Annotated in this window: 12 protein-coding genes and 1 pseudogene; 7 read left to right on the top strand and 6 right to left on the bottom strand. The window is 68.9% G+C overall.

Translation table 11 applies throughout. The features are described 5' to 3' along the window. Positions 1–442 precede the first annotated feature (442 nt). A complete protein-coding gene (locus ACWIHT_RS41555; RefSeq protein WP_456173775.1) occupies positions 443–1420 on the top strand; it encodes an acyl-CoA thioester hydrolase/BAAT C-terminal domain-containing protein in 978 nt (325 codons plus the stop codon). A 106-nt stretch (positions 1421–1526) separates the two neighbouring features. Here ACWIHT_RS41555 and ACWIHT_RS41550 read toward each other — a convergent pair whose 3' ends face one another. Continuing rightward, a complete protein-coding gene (locus ACWIHT_RS41550) occupies positions 1527–2351 on the bottom strand; it encodes a helix-turn-helix domain-containing protein (protein ID WP_456173820.1) in 825 nt (274 codons plus the stop codon). A 121-nt stretch (positions 2352–2472) separates the two neighbouring features. Next, positions 2473–3318, bottom strand: coding sequence for a hypothetical protein (locus tag ACWIHT_RS41545; protein ID WP_456173774.1), 846 nt, complete (start codon positions 3316–3318; stop codon positions 2473–2475). Positions 3319–3527: 209 nt separating this feature from the next. On the opposite strand from ACWIHT_RS41545, the gene ACWIHT_RS41540 reads away from it, so the two are divergent. Together ACWIHT_RS41540 and ACWIHT_RS41535 are read left to right on the top strand one after the other, a co-directional pair. Beyond that, a complete protein-coding gene (locus tag ACWIHT_RS41540; protein ID WP_456173772.1) occupies positions 3528–3740 on the top strand; it encodes a hypothetical protein in 213 nt (70 codons plus the stop codon). A 1117-nt stretch (positions 3741–4857) separates the two neighbouring features. After that, a complete protein-coding gene (locus ACWIHT_RS41535; RefSeq protein ID WP_456173771.1) occupies positions 4858–5784 on the top strand; it encodes a hypothetical protein in 927 nt (308 codons plus the stop codon). 18 nt (positions 5785–5802) lie between these two features. On the opposite strand, the gene ACWIHT_RS41530 is transcribed toward ACWIHT_RS41535, so the two are convergent. Then, entirely contained in the window at positions 5803–9477 is a 3675-nt protein-coding gene (locus tag ACWIHT_RS41530; RefSeq protein WP_456173770.1) for an nSTAND1 domain-containing NTPase, read from the bottom strand. Positions 9478–9806: 329 nt separating this feature from the next. On the opposite strand from ACWIHT_RS41530, the gene ACWIHT_RS41525 reads away from it, so the two are divergent. After that, on the top strand, positions 9807–10517 hold the full coding sequence (locus tag ACWIHT_RS41525) for a peptidoglycan recognition protein family protein (RefSeq protein WP_456173769.1): 711 nt from the start codon (positions 9807–9809) through the stop codon (positions 10515–10517). Here ACWIHT_RS41525 and ACWIHT_RS41520 read toward each other — a convergent pair. Further along, the gene (locus ACWIHT_RS41520) at positions 10425–12071 is read right to left on the bottom strand and encodes a tyrosine-type recombinase/integrase (RefSeq protein ID WP_456173768.1); all 1647 of its coding nucleotides are present in this window, start codon (positions 12069–12071) and stop codon (positions 10425–10427) included. The genes ACWIHT_RS41525 and ACWIHT_RS41520 overlap by 93 nt on opposite strands. A gap of 20 nt (positions 12072–12091) precedes the next feature. On the opposite strand from ACWIHT_RS41520, the gene ACWIHT_RS41515 reads away from it, so the two are divergent. Both ACWIHT_RS41515 and ACWIHT_RS41510 read left to right on the top strand, forming a co-directional pair. Further along, positions 12092–12328, top strand: coding sequence for a hypothetical protein (locus ACWIHT_RS41515; RefSeq protein WP_456173767.1), 237 nt, complete (start codon positions 12092–12094; stop codon positions 12326–12328). 553 nt (positions 12329–12881) lie between these two features. Next, positions 12882–13276: pseudogene (locus ACWIHT_RS41510) on the top strand (hypothetical protein); the annotation flags it as partial. Between the two features lie 16 nt (positions 13277–13292). On the opposite strand, the gene ACWIHT_RS41505 reads toward ACWIHT_RS41510, so the two are convergent. Then, positions 13293–14405 carry a LacI family DNA-binding transcriptional regulator gene (locus ACWIHT_RS41505; protein ID WP_456173766.1) on the bottom strand — a complete coding sequence of 371 codons (1113 nt, stop codon included), beginning with the start codon at positions 14403–14405 and terminating at the stop codon, positions 13293–13295. Positions 14406–14508: 103 nt separating this feature from the next. Between ACWIHT_RS41505 and ACWIHT_RS41500 the strand changes: the two genes are divergently transcribed. Beyond that, positions 14509–16734, top strand: a complete 2226-nt coding sequence (locus ACWIHT_RS41500; RefSeq protein ID WP_456173765.1) for an alpha-galactosidase — start codon at positions 14509–14511, stop codon at positions 16732–16734. Between the two features lie 117 nt (positions 16735–16851). On the opposite strand, the gene ACWIHT_RS41495 is transcribed toward ACWIHT_RS41500, so the two are convergent. After that, positions 16852–17865 carry a hydroxyacid dehydrogenase gene (locus tag ACWIHT_RS41495; RefSeq protein ID WP_456173764.1) on the bottom strand — a complete coding sequence of 338 codons (1014 nt, stop codon included), beginning with the start codon at positions 17863–17865 and terminating at the stop codon, positions 16852–16854. Between the last annotated feature and the right edge of the window lie 355 nt (positions 17866–18220).

Here is an 18220-nt window from a genome sequence, read left to right as displayed (position 1 = left end):
CCCGGGTCCTCTGCAGTCCCCTCAAGAACAGCCTGCCGAAACGGTCATCCACGCGGCCAAGCCACGGACAGCCCTTCAGACGCGGTCGCCCCAGCATGCGACGCGCCGCCGCACGGCCTTGCCCACCCCTCGAAGTCCAACCGGCCCAGACCGTCCCCGACGTACCGTCACCCTGACGGCACCCAGCCCAGCCCGGCCCGGCCCGGCCCGGCCCGGTCCCTCGGACAAATCCCGGGCAGCCATGCATCCGCTCCGCCCAGCACAACGTGTACCCGGACACACCTCACCGAACACCACCACACAGCACCACAGGCTTCCGCCGCCATCGACAACAAGCTGACAAGTAAGCCGACGAAGAACAGGGCCTGCGCCCGGATCACAGGACCCCGGAACGCGCCGGGGCATCCGATCCGCTCATGGCGGCCTCGGCTACGTTGACGGAATGGCCGCAGAAATCGCCGAGTACGAACTGACCGGCCCCTGGACGGGCTTCATCGCCTCGCCCCCAGCCGGTGGCAGCCGTGCGGGTGTCCTTGTGCTGTCCGGATCGAGCGGCCGGATCGAGCGCGAACGCTGCCGCCTCTTCGCCCGAGCCGGCGTGAGCGCAGCAACGGTCCGGTGGTTCGGCGGCCCCGGGCAGCCGCCCGGCATCTGCGAACTTCCGCTGGAAACCCTCGTAGAGGCGACCGGGCTGCTGCGCGAACGCGGTGCCGAACGCGTCAGCATCCTGGGACTCTCCAAGAGCGCCGAGGCAGCGTTGCTGGTGTCCACCCTCTCAGACTGCGCCGACGCCGTGATCGCGCTCGCCCCCTCGTCGGTCGTCTGGGCCAACGTCGGCCCCGGACACGACGGCCGGGACCACCCCTACCGATCCAGCTGGACCTGGCAGGGACAATCCCTGCCCTTCGTCCCCTACAGCGAATCCTGGCTCCCGCCGGAGCCCCGGGACGCGCCGGTCGCCCTGCTCAACTGGTACGAATCCAGCCTCACGGCCCACCAGGACCGTCTCGGCGCCGCGGCCATCCCGGTCGAGAACACCCACGCCGACCTGGTCCTGGTCGCGGGCGGCGCCGACAAGATGTGGCCGTCCCTGCGGTTCGCCCACGAACTCGCCGACCGGCGCACCACGGCCGGACGCGAAACGACGCTGATCACCCACACCGACGCGGGCCACCGCATCACCTTCCCCGACGAGATACCGCCGCCTCCCTCCACCCGCTACGACCACGGCGGCACCCCCGCGGCCGGCGCAGCACTGGGAACGGCCGCCTGGCCACACGTCATCGCCGCCATCCACGGCAACCGAACACCCCCCACACCACCCACCGGCGAACCGGCCCCACCACCACACACAGACCGGTATCCGGCGCGATACGGGCCCGTCAACCACCGGACTGAGAACGGCAAACCAACGGACTGAGAGCGGACAGCGCAAGAAGGACGCGGCGGCGAACCGGCGGCGACCAGCAGCGTGGCAAGCGGGCCGACACACCAGGGTGGTGGGTATTGCGGCCTGAGCCGACCAACTATGAAAGGCGAAGAAGCCCGCACAGCAGGTCCCGGCTCCCGTCCGGTCCCGGGCTCCCCTGCTGAAGTTCCTCCAGCACTCGGCCGTACTGGGCGACGTCCTCGCGTCTGTCCAGGTACATCGCGCTGGTGAGCTGCTCGACGTACACGACGTCCGGGAGGTCGTAGTCCAGAAAACTCAAGATGGCGAAGGGGCCGCTCGCCGCGGAGTGGCCGCCGAAGCTGAACGGCATGATCTGCAGCAATGCGTTGGGGCGCTCGGAGAGCTCGATGAGGTGGCGGAGTTGGCCGCGCATGACGTCACTGCCGCCGTATGGGCGGCGCAGAACGGCTTCGTCCAGGACGATGTGGAGGGTGGGGGCGTTGTCCGAGAGCAGGATCTTCTGGCGCTCCATGCGCAGTGCCACACGCCGGTCGATGTCGGCGGCGCTCGCGCCCTCCATGCCGCAGCTGATAACGGCGTGGGCGTACGCCTCGGTCTGCAACAGCCCGTGCACGAACTGCACTTCGTACGCCCGGATCAGCGAGGCGGTGCCCTCCAGGCTGACGTAGGTGGCAAACCAGTTCGGCAGCACGTCCGAGTAGCGGTGCCACCAGCCGGCCAGATTGGCGTCACGAGCGAGATCGACGAACGCGTCGCGCTCCGCCTCGTCCGTGATGCCGTACAGCGTCAGCAGATCTTCCACATCACGTGTCTTGAAGCCCGCCTGTCCCCTTTCCATCCGGCTGATGCTCGCCGCAGACGCACGAATCGAGATACCTGCCGCATCCTGGGTAATCCCGCAGAGTTTCCGTAGCTGCCTCAGTTGGGAACCGAGCAGTATGCGCTGCGCCACCGAGCCAGTCACACGGGCCTGATCGCGGGTGGTGCGTGCACGCAGCCGCTGGGCGCCCGGGCTACCGAGGGACGAGCCCTCCAGCAGGGCATCGAAGTCCAGACCGTGGTCAACCATGTTGTCCACCACCTTGAAACCGCTGCGCCTTCTTCCTCCATCTGTACAGCAGTCCCTCGATGGCGCGGACCGACTTCTCGTCGAGCATCTGCTGGATCTCTTCCTGCGTGTAGTCGTCCAGCGTCAGGGCCACAGCGATCCGCGTCCGCGGGTCGGCTATGTTCTTCAGCTCTTCGCGGACCCACAGTTCGCCCAGGACCTCATCGGCGGTACTGCGTGGGCTGATCGGGTTCTCGTACACCGTTTGTTGCCGTTGCAGTGCCCGGCGCTGCCGTTCCTCGGCGGCACGGTGCCTGCGGAACTCGTTGGGGAAGCGGTAGATGCAGGCGCCCATGAAGTACGTGGTGATGCTGGCGCCGCCCTCGAAGGTCCAGCCTCCTTCCACGAGAGCTGTTTGCCGGAAGCGGGGTAAGGCGCGGGCCACGGTCATGGTCGCCAGTTCTTCCCGCACCTCGCTCTGTGTGGCCAGTTCTTCCAGGTCGAGTTCATGAGGATGAAGACCGAAGCCGCGTTGGGCGACGAGCTGGAAGATGAATCCGGAATGCATCCATCCGCGCAGCACCGAGATGCCGTAGCGGACCAGCTCCTCCACGAAGAGGTCATAGCGCGATCCCTGGAAGCCGTCCTGGGCAAGCAGGAGAAGGATCTGCCGGTCTTTCAGCCTGCGGTCGACACTCTGCTGCAGGCGCCGGGCCTGCCGTCCGTGCCTGGCGCTCATCCGGCGCAAGTCGTCCTCGGACACCGGCGCGCTCAGATCGCCCGTCTCCAGCCGGCCCGAAGGTTGTAGGTCCCGGGCGCTCGCGGCCGCGGACTGGCCGCCCGCGACGTCGCCCTGCATTCCCTCTCCCCTTCGGTTGTCTCCTGCCCGCCCTCACGGTGTGTGGGGGCCGCCTACGTCGTCCCCTTCTATGTGGCCCGCTGCGCCGCACCCCACGGACATTTTCAAGATTTTCCCGGGGCCGTAAGACGCGAAAGTTCCCCGTGGGACAGCGGGCTGGAGGGCACGTACGAGTAAGCACCTGCGGCGTCAACACCCCGGAGAAGAACGTGAGTCGAGCCCGCACCACCCGACCGGACCAGTCCGAGCCCGACCCGTTCATGACTCTGCACACCGCCGTCGTGCTCCTGACCGCGGTCGTCATCGGTCTGGCGGTCGGAGGGTTGTCCTACCTCAGTGGCACGCCCGTGGCCGGTGCGGTTCTCGCAGGTCTGCTCGGCTCCGGCAGCAGTGTCCCGGTGCTGCATCACCTCATCCGGTGACAGCACAACAGCTCGCCGGCAGGGTCGGGGTCGGCGAAGCCGGGGAACCTTCTTGGTTCACGCGGTGGACCGCGGTGACCGCATATCCGGCACCGCGGCCGCCCTCCCCGGTCTCGTCTCCGGCTCAGAGAACGCGCGTCGGACGAGCTCCCGTATCGCCGGGTCTGCCGTGCGACCGCCTCCACGATGTCCGGGTCCACCACGCGGGACGGGCGGTCTGCCGGTGGGCGGAGCGGTGGGAGCCGTAGCCGGCGAACTCCCGGTCAAGGACGACGAACACGGCGGTGTCGGCCGATCGGGAAGAGAACCCCGGTACTGCCATCTTGTATGAATCCAGTGCGGTCCCGCTGACCGGCGTCGGGCGACTTTGCCGGGCGGACCGCCGGCTTCTCCCCTGCGCCGTGCCTCATGTTCCCGCGCCGGCTCAAGGCATGGCCCGCGGGCACGACCCATGGCCAGGCCTGGTCCGGACGGTCCTGTCGCCAACGAGACAGGGGAACGCCGGGTTCGAGCCATCGACGTACCGCTGCGCCACCCGCCCTTGTGGTCCAACTTCCTTCAGGCCGATCGAAATTCGATGAGGCGACTCACTTCGGTCGAGGCTCTGTCACTCGCGTGAGCGGCGACGTTGGGAACGGTCGGAGGAAAGAGCCCGCCGGGCATTCGCCTCCGAGAAGGGGCTATACCTGCGGCGGGAGGGCTTCCCGGCGACGCTCGTACCGCCGGAGATGGTTCTCGAACACCGGTATGGCGGCGGTGCCAGCGGCGTGCGCGGACGCGCTCACCGTGCCCCGCATCGACGACCGGTTCGCCGGGCTGCTGCGGCTACTGCCGCCGACCCTAGCCGACGCGGACCAGGATCAGGCCGTACTGCTGTTCAAACACCTTCCGAGGTCTGACGGCTCTTCCTTGCCGAACATCCGGGTCCCCGGCTTCCGGGCTCAGCGCAGCCCCGGCCGCGCCGGATTGGTCAGCGGTGTGGGAGGTGGATCTGCGGCTGGGGTGGCAGCGGTTTCAGCTGGTCGTGGTGCGGTGCGGGCGCAGCCGCCTTCCCCGATTCGCTACTTTTAGCCCCCAATCGGACACGAGGAGTAATGTGCACAGGGTTAAAGAGGCGATGTTGGCGTTCGCGCTCGTAGGCGCGATGTTGTCTGGGACGGCGGTGGCGGCGCCGCCCCAGCGGGAGGCCCCGGTGGTGGTTGCCTCGTTGCGCGCCTATCTGGCGGGCGTCTTCGAAGGCATCGGATCCAGGCACTTCGTAGAGGGCCACCAAGAGGAGGTGGAGGCGCTGGGGAAGGCGGCCGGCCTGGTCCGCGCGGGGCGTCTCGATGACGCCGCGGCGGCCGTAAGGCCCTCCGGCTACCGGGTCCAGGAGGTCCGCGATCGTGGCGCGGGCCGCACGTACGGTGTCCTGCGTGAGGTGGTTCCGTGTCGTATGTGCTGGGGCACCTTCGTGATTGACATGGGGCAGGGAACCAGGAGCGTTCTGGTAGAGGCACCGCATCCGAAGAGTGATCTGGAGACCGAGACGTTCGCTCTGGAGGCGTTTCAAGGGCTGCGGGGAGCGGCGCTGCTGGTGGCAGGGACCAAGCGTGACGCCAATGGGCCGGTCACGAAGTGCGCGTTCAGCGCATCGGACATGGCGCGTAATGACAGAAGCGCCTTCTTGGCGGTCCACCGCAATCTGATGCGGCGCGGAATGCGGGCGCTGCAGTACCACGGGTTCATCGACAAGGCCGGATATCCGGATGTCGTCCTCAGCGATGGCGTGAAGCGGGCGGTCGAGGGTGCGGCCCCCAAACCCGGGGCGCGCCTGTCACGGCTGAGCAGGGAGTTGGTTGCGCGCGGGATTTCCGCGGGGATCTATACGGGTGGCGACCGCTTCGACGACCTGGCCGCCACGTGCAACCCGGTGGGCGCGCAGACCCGTGCGGCGGGTGGTGTCTTCGTCCACATGGAGCACAAGCCTGCTATTCGTACGTCGTCGCCCCTGAGGGCAAAGGCCGTCGCAGCTGCTGAGAGCGCCCTCTTCGGCGGCGGCTGAGATCGAGAGGCTCCCTGTTCACGGACTGCCTGTCCCTGGGCAGGGACGGTGATAAGGGAGTCCGGGCAGGAGCCGGTCCCATTCCGGGGCGGTGAGTACCGCCCCGGCCCGTTCGCACAGGGTGGCGGCGGTTGGCTTCGGCCGGGTGTCCCAGGACCGGATGGTCCCGTCGTCTCCCACGGTGGACAGCAAGGGCAGCGTGGGATGGAACGCCAGTCCCTCCACTCCGGCCTGGTGTCCGCTGAGTGTGGCCACCGGCTGCGGTGAGCGGGGGCTGGAGACGTCCCACAGACGGGCGGTCCGGTCGGCGCTGACTGATCCGAGGAGGTTGCCGTGAGGGCTGAATGCCACGTCGTAGATCCGGCTGAGATGGCCAACCAGCGTGCTTCGCAGGTGTGGGTTTCGTGGGTGGGACACGTCCCACAGTTGGATGGTGCTGTCGTAGCCGCCGATGGCGAGCAGTCGCCTGTCCGGGGAGAACGCGATGCCTGAGATGGTGCTGGCGTGTACGTCGCCGGGCTGGTGCAGCAGCACGGGTGTGTGGGTGGGGTCGGTGGTGTCCCACAGGCGAACGGTCCGGTCGACGCCGCCGGTGGCCAGGAGCCTGCCGTCGCGTGTGAGTGCCGTCGCCCATACGGATTCCGCATGGTCGCAATGAGTGGTCTGAAATGGTTTGCCCGGTTTTTCAAGGTTCCAGAGCCTGGCCACTTTGTCCTGGCCGCCCGTCACCGCCATCCGGCCGTCAGGAGAGAGCGTGACCGTGCTGACGGCTCCGTTCTCGACGGCGGTGACGGTGGCGAGGTGTCTTGCTCTTTCTGGATTGCTGATGTTCCACAGAGTGAGCTGTCCCCGCTTGTCGCCGGTGGCCAGCAGCCTGCCCTCATCGGCGATCGCCAGCGTGAACACCACCTCGCCGCCCGTTTTGAGTCGTGTGACCAAACGCGGGTGACGGGGGTCGTCCGTTCGCCACAGCCCGACCGTGCCGTTCCATCCGGCCGTGGCGAGGAGTTTCCCGTCGGGCCGGTAGGCCACGGCCTGGAGGTTGCCCTGGTCGGCCTCGACCACAGGGGAGGGCAGCCGCCAGATCCGTACGATGTTGTCGGCGGCCCGCGTCACGACGAATCGGTCGGCCGCGCGGACGTCCACCACGGTGTCGGGGTGCCGCAGTGTCTCGGCAGGCTGCCGGTCCCGCCACACCAGTACGTCACGATCGACCGATCCGGTCACCAGCGTGCCGCCGGGCGTGTAGGCGATGGCTGACACGTCCTCCCGGTGCTGGTGCAGTGTCTTGGAGGGTGGCCCGGGCCCGGTCCACAGCCATACGTTGTGGTCGTCGCCGCCGAACGCCATCTCCTGCCCGTCCCGGCGCACCGCCACGCTCTTGGCCTCGAAGCTGCCCTCCAGCTTCATCGGCTCGGGCCGCACGGAGCCCAGATGCCAGGCGTGCGGCCCGCTTGCGTCACCCGAGGCAAGCACGTCGCCCGCGCCGGACAGGGCTACTCCCGCCGGACGAGATCCGACCGACAGCGGAATCGGGGAAACGCCGGTCGGCCGGTGCACCCGGATCCGCCCGCCCCCGTCGGCGGAGGCGACGGTACGGCCGTCTGCTGAAACCGCCACCCAACGAGCGTCAGGGTGCCGGTAGACCTCGGTCGGCGGGCCCAAGGTGCGGGCGTCGGAGACCTGCCATCTCCGGACGCCTCCGTCCCTGTGGGCGGTCACCAGAGTGTGCCCGCTGAAGGCGAGGGCCGTGATGGGAGAGGATGGGGTGACCTTGAGGGTCTCGGCTGGGGCATACCCTGACGTCAGGTCCCACAGGCGCAGACCGTCGGCGGCATCGGCGGTCACCAGGATCGTGTCGTTGCCGCCGACCGCGAGACCGGTGACGGTCGCGGCGAAGGCCGGAAGCCGTGTGGCGATCGGCGTGCCGCCGGAACTGAGGACGGCACTTCGGGCTTCAGGGGTGTCCGCGAGCTGTCGGGATGCGACTGCCACCTGCGCGGCGATCGCGGGATCCGTATCGCGCAGCTGATCGGCGCGGGCAGCCGCCCGCTGGGACCAGGCTTGGCGGGTACGGCTGTCGGCGACGCTCCGTTGCTGCGCCGCCACGAAACCGCCGGTGACGGCCAGGACCAGGAGCACGGCGAGCGCGGCGACGGCATGCCGCAGCCGCCGGACGAACCGGGCCTGCGTCTGGATGTGCCGATTCTCCTGGATCCGGGCAGCAGCCAGGAACTCCGAGGCAGGCCCGCTCGCCCCCGCTCCGGCCTCCTCCGCGAGGAGCAACGCCGTACCCCGGTACAGCAGTCCAGGCTCGCGGCCGCTGTCGGCCCACCGTTCGGCGGCGTCCGTGAGCTGCTGACGGGTGCACAGCACGACACGGTCCTTGTCGATCCACTCGCGCAGCCTTGGCCAGGCCCGCAGCAGCGCCTCGTGGCTGATCTCGACGTGCTCGGTGTCGGCGGTCAGCAGCCGGGCCGAGGTGAACATCTCCACCACCGCCACGGCTGAGGGATCACTCGCAGGGGCAAGACTTCGGCGCTCGGCCCGGCGGCGCGTGTCCTCCGTCCCGTCACCAACCCGTACCAGGCTCAGCAGCACCCGCCGGGCGATCAGCTGCTCGCCTTCAGTGAGCTGCCCGTATGCCCTTTCGGCCGTCGCGGCGACAGCACCGCGGATGCCGCCCGTGCGCTCATAACCGCCCACGGTGAGTACACCGTCGCTGCGGTGCTGCCAGGTTGCGCGCAGGGTGTGGGAGAGCAGCGGCAGCGCACCGGCGTGGCGAGCGGGGTCGCCGTCGGCCGTGCCTGCACCGAGGTCACGCAGAAGGATCTCGGTGAGTCCGGGCTCCAGCGCCAGTCCTGCCGCCGCAGCGGGTTCGGTGATCGCCGTTCGCAGTTCGCCCGGGGTCATCGGGCCCAGCGGCATGGACCTGGCCCGTAGCGCGGTGAGCAGGCGGGGGTGACCCAGGGCATGGCCGTAGAAGTCAGCCCGTATGCCGACGACCACCGGCAGGCCCCCGCCCGCCAGCCGGCACACCTCGTCGATGAACGACATGCGCTCGTCGGCATCGGCGCACAGCGCGAACACCTCTTCGAACTGGTCGACGATGACCAGAGCGTAGCTGTCCAGCGGCCGTACGGCGTCGTGCTGGCGCAGCTCGGCCAGGGGATGCGAGGTGGGAGAGAAGCAGAGCGCCTCAGGAGTGCCGGGATGACGGGCCGGCAGCACGCCACGGGGCACAGCGGGAGCCAGGCCGGCCCGCAGCAGCGAGGTCTTCCCCACCCCCGACGCGCCGACCACCATCAGCGGATGGCCCGCGGCCGCCGAATCTCCCAGCAGGCTCAGCAGCTCGGACAGGGACCGGTCCCGGCCGAAGAACCACCGGGCGTCCTCCGTACGGAAGGACACCAGCCCCGGATAAGGACACTGCCCGGGCCCGGGCCCGGCGGCGAGTACCAGCAGCTCACCCTCGGCGCGCAGCACCTGATCGCACGCCCGGGCGAACTCCTCGCTGGGGCGCTTCTCCCCGTTCTCCACCCGGCTGATGTGGCCCCGGCTGTAGTGGATCAGCGCCGCGAGCTGGGTGAGCGAGAGCCCCGCCAGGCCCCGATGTCGGCGCAGTTCCGTGCCGAAGGTCTTGTCACCGGGCTCCCCGGCACCGGATGCCCCCTCGCCGTACTCGATCCCCACCGCGGCCCTCGTCCTCTCACACGCTACGGAGCAGTTGCTGCGCTCCGGACGAACACTCCCAGAACCTATCGCGACTCTCAGTGTCAGAACAAACACGGTTGGCGATATCCGCAGGTCGATGGGTGTTGTCCGGACCAGCAGGACCCGACAACAGACAACCGGTTCCGCGACCTGCCCCGGCTGTCGAAGCATCAGAGCACCGGCCGACCGCGCCACCCAAGCCCGGGACGGCGACGGCGACGGCCGATCGCGCGGCGGGTCCATTCCGGACGCCTCAGTGCCGTACAAGTCGCCGCGCTCCAGGACCAGAACAGGAAGCGAGAACACACATGTCCAACACCACTCCCATGACCGCCGACCAGATGCTTGCGGCGCTGCGCGCCGAGGGGCTCCGTATCACCGAGCACCCCGGATGGCGCGGCCACCACCGCCCCGTCGACACGCAGCATCACTGGGGGCCCATGAACGGTGTCCTGATCCACCACACGGGAGGCAACCCGCCCTCCGACCTCAACGTCGTCTGGACCGGACGCGCAGGGCTCCCCGGCCCGCTGTGCCAGTCGTACCTCGCGAAGGACGGCATCGTCACCATGATCGGCAACGGCCGGGCCAACCACGCCGGTGCCGGAGACGCCGAGGTCTACCGCGAGGTCGTCCGCGAGAGCTACGGCGACCGCCCGTCCCGCCCGGTCAAGGACACGGTCGACGGCAACACCCACTTCTACGGCCTGGAGATCTCCAACCGGGGCAACGGGGAAGCGTTCCCGCCCGCCCAGTACCAGGCTGCGGTGCGGTGGGCGGCCGCGATCTGCCGCCACTACGGGTGGACCGCGAAGAGCGTCATCGGCCACAGCGAATGGACCAAGCGCAAGGACGACCCGAACTTCTCCATGGTGCAGTTCCGCAAGGACGTGCAGGCACGACTCCAGCACCGGGCACTCACCTCCTCAGTGGCGGAGCCGGAAGACATCCACGCATCCGCGCCTGAGGCCGAAGCCGCGGCGGCTGTCATCGGGGACGCGATGACCGATCTCCCGTAGCTTCTGCTCGGAACGACCCCGAGAGTGAGGTCTCGTCCGGTCAGATCGGACCGGACGAGACCTCGACGGCTTCTCGATGATGATGGTCGGCAGCAACTGCCGCGGGGTGGGACCGGATGGTGTGGGGACGTCCGCGAGATTTTCGAGAAGCCGGTTGAGCGCGGCCCGACCGTCCGCGACGGCGGCTTCTTCCTCGTCGGTCAACGGGATTGTGGCCCGTATGCGCTGGAGGTTGTCCTTCGCCTCCGGAAGCTGGGCCTTGCTGGACTCCTTGGGAGTGCAGAAGTCGCAGCGGGCGCAGGCCATACGGTGGGGGCACTGCTCGAAGAACGTGTACGTGCAGTAGCCGTGTCCCAGGTCGTAGTGCTGCCACGGTTTCCCTGCCGCAGCAGCGCCGGAGGCAACAGCCTCGCGGTCGACGGGACCTCGATGGTGCGTACGTTGCGGGCGAAGTATTCCGAGCCACGCCTGGAGCTCGAACACGGTCATGGGCTCTTTCGCCTTGTAGGGCTGGCTGGCGATGGTGGAGCGGGCGCGGTAGGAGAACAGGAAGTCGACCTGCTCTCCGGTCCGCCTGTCGGTGCGCCTGGGCTGCCTGGGACGCAGGGCTTCCCAGGCGTTGATGGTCTGCCCGAGCAGGGGGTCGACGGGCTTCGTGAACGCCGTGCCGGTCTTGTGAGCGGGCACGTCCAGGAGGCAGACGGCGTCCCGGGCGAGGATCTGCGCCGAGTTGCCGGCGACTGGGCCCCGTCGTGCTGCCAGCGGACGCATCCCAGGCGCAAGCGCGCGATCTCGTTGCTGCGCTGACCGGAGAAGAGCCAGGTCAGTGTGACGACGGGGATCAGTTTCTACGGGATAGACGGCACCGCCTTCGCCGCGTGAGACATCGCTGGCCTCCAAGTCCAGCCCGGCCCACAGCAGCTTCGCCCAGGCCTCATCGGCGATCACACGCGGCCGTGGGCCGATGAGTGCGTTGATACTGCGCGGCAGGGCGAGGGCGCGCTGGGGGTCGAACTGGCGCGGCAGCCAATCCCAGTCCTGGATGTCCCGGAAGAAGACTCGTACGCCACGCACGAGGCCGGCCTTCGATTCGGCTTGCAGCGGCTGGCCGAGGTGCTCCTGGAAGCTGCTGGTGCGCACGACGTAGTCGCCGATCTTCATGCGGTCGACGACCGCGATCCAGGCCGCGCACGTCTGCCGCGTCCATACCGCGGGATCAGCGACCTCCGGGTGCTGATCCGCAACCCATCGGCCGGCTTTCAAGAGCGCGGCCCGGCTGTGGAGACGAGACCGGTGCGTCATGGTCGTCGTGGCCGTCCACCGTTCCACCCACTCACCCCATACCAGTGGAACCTGGGCGAGGCCGGCACACTCAGCCCCGAAGCGCGAGGCGGGCGCCTCGCAGTGGCCGAGCATGGCAACAGCCCGCTGCACCGCGAACAGAACCCTCGTACCCCCGTCTGTCAGGAGGTCCTCGCGCCGGACGCGGTCGAAGAACGCGGTGGTGAGGTCTCTGCTGCGGGGGCTGCGGTTGAGGAGGAAGAGCTGGCTCATGACGGAGGGCACGCCCTGTCGTGAGCCTTGCCGTACTGGTAACAGCAGCCGGGCAGCACGGTACGGACCTGTCCGATCTCCCCATCGACCAGGCAGCTGCCGAAGACGCGGCCGTTGCAGTACGGACGCCGGGTGCCGATCGGCTGTGGGAGGCCGATCTCGGGCCGGTGATGGTGTTCCTGGCCGGCACCGGAGCGCGGTTCATGACGGGCCAACTGATCGCCGTGAACGGCGGCTTGCAGATGCTCGGCGCCTGACCCGCACACCAGCACCAAGAACAATCAGTGCACTCTTATTTCGTCAAGTGAGCGAATGATCGGTTCCGGACGGCCCCCGTATTGGATGTGACCATGAACCACGTCGGCGAGAGCAGGCGGCTTCGCCCACCTGTCGGCCTTGAGCACTTGAGTTTCCGGGAAGAACCGCTGTCCGTCTTCGTGGCAGTCGCCGCTGCCGGTGGCGCCGACAGCGTCTGCCTGAGCGTCAATCACCCCGAGGTCCACGACACGAAGATGCTGCGCGACACCGTGTCCCGGCTGGACACACTGAACATCCCCGTGGCCATGGCCGACGGATTCATCCTCAGGGCCGGAAGCGACCTGGACGGCCTCAAGCGCCAACTCGACGTACTCCAGGACATGCGCGCCCCGTTCGCCAACACCTGCGCATACGAGCCCGATCCGGACGCGGAGCACAACCCCACAGCGGTGGCGGACCTACTGGGCGAATTCTGCCGGATCGCACGAACCGCCCAGGTGGACATCCTCCTGGAATTCACGCCGCTCTCCCAGGTCCCCTCCCTCGCAGCCGCAGTGGACCTGGCTGGTGATCGCCACCTACGGCCAGCTCCGGCTCGCCCGGCCACTGGCCATCGACCTCCGCAGGCCGTGGGAAAACCCGACCGAGCCGAACAGACTCACCCCCGCCCGCGTCCGACGGGGGTTCAGGCACCTGCGCACGAAGACCGGCTCCCGGCCGGTGCACCGAAACCTTCAGCACCCGGACCAGGAAGGCCACTTGGTTGAAAGAACCGCCGTCCCGCGAGACGTGCCCATCAGCGCCGAAGTCCCGCTCCGACGCCTCAAGCAAGCAGGCATCTCACCGCAAGAACGCGCCCGCCGGATCATCGACGACAGCCGTCGGCTCGTAGCCGAAGCCTGGGCTTGAACCGGGCTGGTTCTCACGCCCAGTTGGGATTTCGATAGGCACGCACACCGACATTCACCTCGGCGGTCGAACCGACTGTCGGATCACCAATTGCGTGCTCAGCACCACGTGGTCGTCGGCGAGAGACGGATCCCGCTCCAGCGCCAGGCGCACCGCGGTGCGTCCAAGTTCCTCATAGGGCACCCGAATTGTGGTGAGCGCGGGCATCAGGTCGGTGGCGAAGGGCACGTCGTCGAATCCGACCAGGGACACGTCGCGGGGCACGTCCAGACCAGCCTCACGAAGCGCGGCCAAAGCGCCCACGGCCACCATGTCGGTGCCGGCGAAGATCGCTGTGAAATCCACCCCTTCCGCCAGAGCGGCCCGGGTTCGCTGGTAGCCGGAGACCCGCGTGTACGACCCGGAGACGTCCAGTTCCTCGGCGTAGGGCACGCCGTGCGCCCGGAGAGCCTGGAGGTATCCGGTCCGGCGCTGTTCGGCGCTGCTCATGAGGGGATCGCCGCCCAGGAACAGGACGCGCCGGTGTCCCATGCCGAGGAGATGGTCGACGGCTTGGAAGGCGCCACCCCGGTTGTCGTAGTCCACCACCGTCACCGGCGAGCTGGACGTCAGTGGCGGTCGTCCGCACAGCACCAGCCGCGAGCCGGCCGCGTCCAATACCCTCGCGTACTCCGCCATGCGCTGGTGATAGTCGTCGTCCATCACCGCTCCGCCGACGAGGACCACAGCGGCGGCATGCTGCTCGCGCATGAGCTGCACCAGGTCGTCCTCGCGGGCCCGGTCGTTGTGGGTGACGCAGACCAGGCTGAGCCTGCCGCGCGCTGCCGCCTCCTGCTCCACTCCCGCGGCGACATGGGCCAGGGAGGGGCCGGTGATGTCCTGGAGAACCATCGCGATGGGGCCCGCGACGCCGCCGGAGAGGGCTTTGGCGTGGACGTTCACCACGTAGTGCAGGGACTCGACCGCGGCCATGACCCGGGCCCGGGTGGCTTCTGAGACTGGGTAGTTTCCGGCGAGCGCTCGGGAAACGGTTGCTACCGAAACGCCTGCCTTCACGGCGACATCACGAATTGTGCTTGGCCCGTCACTGGGACCATTGCCACGTCGGCGCCTGCGGGGCTGCTTGGATTCTGAGCCCGTTGGAGCACTGCTTCCGTTGTCCGTCACGGCTCGACGTTACTGCATGTGACGCCTCTTGTGATCAGCTGGTGCACGAACTAGCGTCTCCGGACAGTAATCGTTTACCGCCGCCATCTCCGGAGTCGCCACCGTGTCCGTCACCCACCTGCGCTGGGGAACCGACGAGTTGTCCCTGCTCCTGTCCCTCGACACTGCCGGTCCCGTCAGAGTCCTGGCAGCGGGCGACGCGACCACGCTGCCCGACCCAGCGCGCGAAACCGACCTGTGCACCCTGCTCACGCACCGCGCCCTTCCGCTGGTCGAGATCCAGACCGCGGGCAGCGGGCGTCTCGGCACCTCGGGCAAGCGCCATGTGGACGGCGCCGCGTCGCTCGCCCTGCGGTACGCCGGTCACGAAGAGGTCCACGAGCGGCACAGCGGCGGGGACGTACGGACTCTGCGGGTGCGGATGGCCGACGAGACCACCGGCCTGCGGGTCACCGCCGTCTGCGCACTGTGGGAGGGCATACCGGTTCTCCGCACAGAGGCTCGCCTGGAGAACGTCGGCGAGCGCCCGGTCACCTTGGAGTACGTCTCCTCCTTCGTGTACTCCAACCTCGCCCGGCACCTCGGGGACGGCGACCCCTGGGAGGACGGTGTCGCCCTGTGGCTGGCGGCCAATCCGTGGAGCGGTGAATTCCGCTGGTCGAGAGCGACTCTGTCCGAACGCGGTCTCCACGACGTGGGCATGGTGCCCTTCGGTCAGACCGGCTCCAAGAACCGGATCGCCGTGACCAGCACCGGGTCCTGGTCCTCCTCCGAGCATCTGCCCATGGGGTGCCTTGAGGAGACGCGGACCGGTCGCGCCCTGCTGTGGCAGATCGAGCACAACGGGTCCTGGCACGCCGAGGTCGCCGATCGCTTCGACGACGTGTACCTGGCCCTGTCCGGGCCGACCGACCGCGAACATCAGTGGCGGCGCGTTCTTGGCCCCGGCGAGTCCTTCCGTACCGTGCCCGCCTCGGTCGCCTTCGTCCCCGCGGGCGGCCTGGAGGCCGCGCTCGCCGCCATGACCCGGTACCGCCGGGCCACCCGGCGTCCGCACCCCGACCACCAGGGCCTGCCGGTCGTCTTCAACGACTTCATGAACAGCTTGATGGGCGAGCCGAGCACCAAGGCCCTGCTCCCTCTGGTGGACGCGGCGGCGGCAGCGGGCGCCGAGTACTTCTGCATAGACGCCGGCTGGTACGACGCCGAGCCGCCCGGTGCCGTAGGTCCCGGCGGCGTACCCGGCTGGTGGGACTCGGTCGGCGAGTGGACGGAGTCCGCCCCGCGCTTCCCCGGCGGGCTGAACGAGGTCCTGGACCACATCCGCGACGCAGGCATGGTCCCCGGGCTGTGGCTCGAACCCGAAGTCGTCGGCGTACGCAGCCCGGTCGCCTCCACCCTGCCCGACGAGGCCTTCTTCCGGCGGGACGGCGTCCGCCTGGTGGAATGGGGGCGCCACCAGCTCGACCTGCGGCATCCGGCGGCGCGGGCACATCTCGACGCGGTCGTGGACCGACTGGTGCGCGACTACGGCGTCGGCTACCTCAAGCTCGACTACAACATCGACATCGGCGCGGGCACCGACGGGCCGTCGGGTACCGACAGCCCCGGTGACGGCCTGCTCGGCCACAACCGCGCCTACCTGGACTGGCTCGACGGCGTCGTCGACCGGCATCCCACCCTGGTACTGGAGAGCTGCGCGGCCGGGGGCAGCCGTACCGACCAGGCCGTACTGTCCCGGCTGCCGATCCACTCCGTGACCGACCAGCAGGACTTCCGGCTGCTGCCGGCCATAGCCGCCGCGGCGCCCACCGCCGTGCCCCCGGAGCAAGGCGCGATCTGGGCGTACCCGCTGCCGGAACACAGTGATGCCGAACTCGGCATGGTGATGGTCTCGGCAATGCTCGGCCGCATCCACCTCAGCGGCCGTCCCGACCTCCTGGAACCGGAGCAAATGGCCCTGGTACGTGAGGCGTTGACCACGTACAAGAGCTACCGTCACCTCCTGCCCCATACCCGCCCGCACTGGCCTCTGGGTCTGCCCGGCTGGCGTGACGGCTGGCTCGCCCTGGCGCTGACCACGGAGGACACCGCCGGAGAGGGTGGCAGGACACTGCTCGCTCTGTGGCGCCGGGAAGGCGCACCCGAGACCGTGACCGTGCGCCTGCCGTGGGCCGACGCCGACAGTCGACCGCGTGTCATGTTCGAAGCGGGGGCTCAGTCGACGTACGACTGGAACGGCCGAGAGGGGAGTCTGCGGGTCGGCCTCCCCGCCGAGCAGTCTGCGGTCCTGCTGTCCTTCGGCCCCGACTCGGACGTGTCGGCCTGAGTCCCGCCCCGCGCGAACACGCCTGTGGCCCCTCGGTGAACTCACGTTCGCCGAGGGGCCGACTCCCGCGATGGGGAAGGGAGTTGGAGCAGGTCCCGGTATAGGTCCCGGTATACCTCAGGCGCTGATCACCAGATCCGCCCGGCGGACCTCGTGGGCGAGTTCGAGGCCGGAGGCCAGGCGCGCGAGCTCGTCGACGACGGTACGGCCGAGTCGTTCCAGTTCGTTGCCGAGCGATCCGGCGATGTGCGGGGTGAGGAACACGTTGGGCAGTCGGTAGAGCGGGGAGTCGGCGGGCAGGGGCTCGGGTTCGGTGACGTCGAGGACGGCGCTGATCCTCCCGCCGACCAGTTCGTCGGTGAGTGCCTCGGGATCGATGAGGGCGCCGCGCGAGGTGTTGATCAGTACGCCGCCGTCCCTGATCAGTGCCAGCCGGTCGCGGTCGAGCATCCGGTAGGTCTGCGGGATGTCGGGAGCGTGCAGGCTGACGATGTCGCTGGTGCGCAGCAGCTCCTCCAGGGACATGGGTACGGCGCCCAGCGCTGCCGCCTCGGTGTCGTCCACGTAGGGGTCGTGGAGTGCGGCCGAGAGGTCGAAGGGGCGCAGGAGTTCGAGCACCCGGCGGCCGACCCGCGAAGCGCCGATGACGCCGACGCGTCGGCCGAGGTTGCCGATGTCCGCGTAGTCGGTGGGGGCCGGGTAGACGCGCTCGTCCCGGAAGCGTTCGCGCAGGCCGAACGCGTCCTTGCCGGCGAGCAGAATCGCGGCGAGGGTGTACTCGGCCACCGGCAGCGCGTTGGCCCGTACCGCGCTGGAGACGGTGAGTCCGCGTTGCCACACCTCTTCCCCGACGAGGCTGCGCACGCTGCCCGCCGCGTGCAGCACGGTGCGCAGCCGGGGTGCGGCGGCCAGCGCCTCGGCGCCGATGTGGGGGCAGCCCCATCCGGTGATCAGTACCTCGGCCTCGGCCAGTGCGGCCTGCGCGGCCGGGTCGGTGAAGTCCTGGACGACGAGCGTGGAGTCGATGCGGGCCAGTTCCCTCAGCCGTGCCATCAGGTGGGACGGAAGCAGCTCGGGCAGGTGCACCGGGTTCATCGCGAACACGGCCGAGGGCAGTTGTGGGTTGGGCATGGGGCTCCTGCTTCGAGGCGGAGAGTGATCGGCTCTAGTAAACGTATTCCACGCTAGAGACGAATCCGGCCACAGGTCAATGGCTGCGACAGAGGTCTCGGCAACGTACCGAATGTCGGCCTCCGAGTCGCCCGGAGCCACGTCGACGCAGATCAGGGCACACGTGAGGTAACTCGTTTGAAAGTTCGACGAAACAATCCGGCCTCGCCTCTTGTGGATCTGGCCATGTGCGACTTACGGTCCACCCAGCAAACGGTTACTTGCCGTTCACAGGAAGGGCGTCCTGCCCCCTGCCTCGCTGACCACCGCGCCGGCCGGCCCCCACACCGCACGCGCCGTTCTGTCCCCTGTGGAG

It is taken from the genome of Streptomyces sp. NPDC002276 (assembly GCF_053891435.1).
This window is presented reverse-complemented; position numbering and strand designations above follow the sequence as displayed.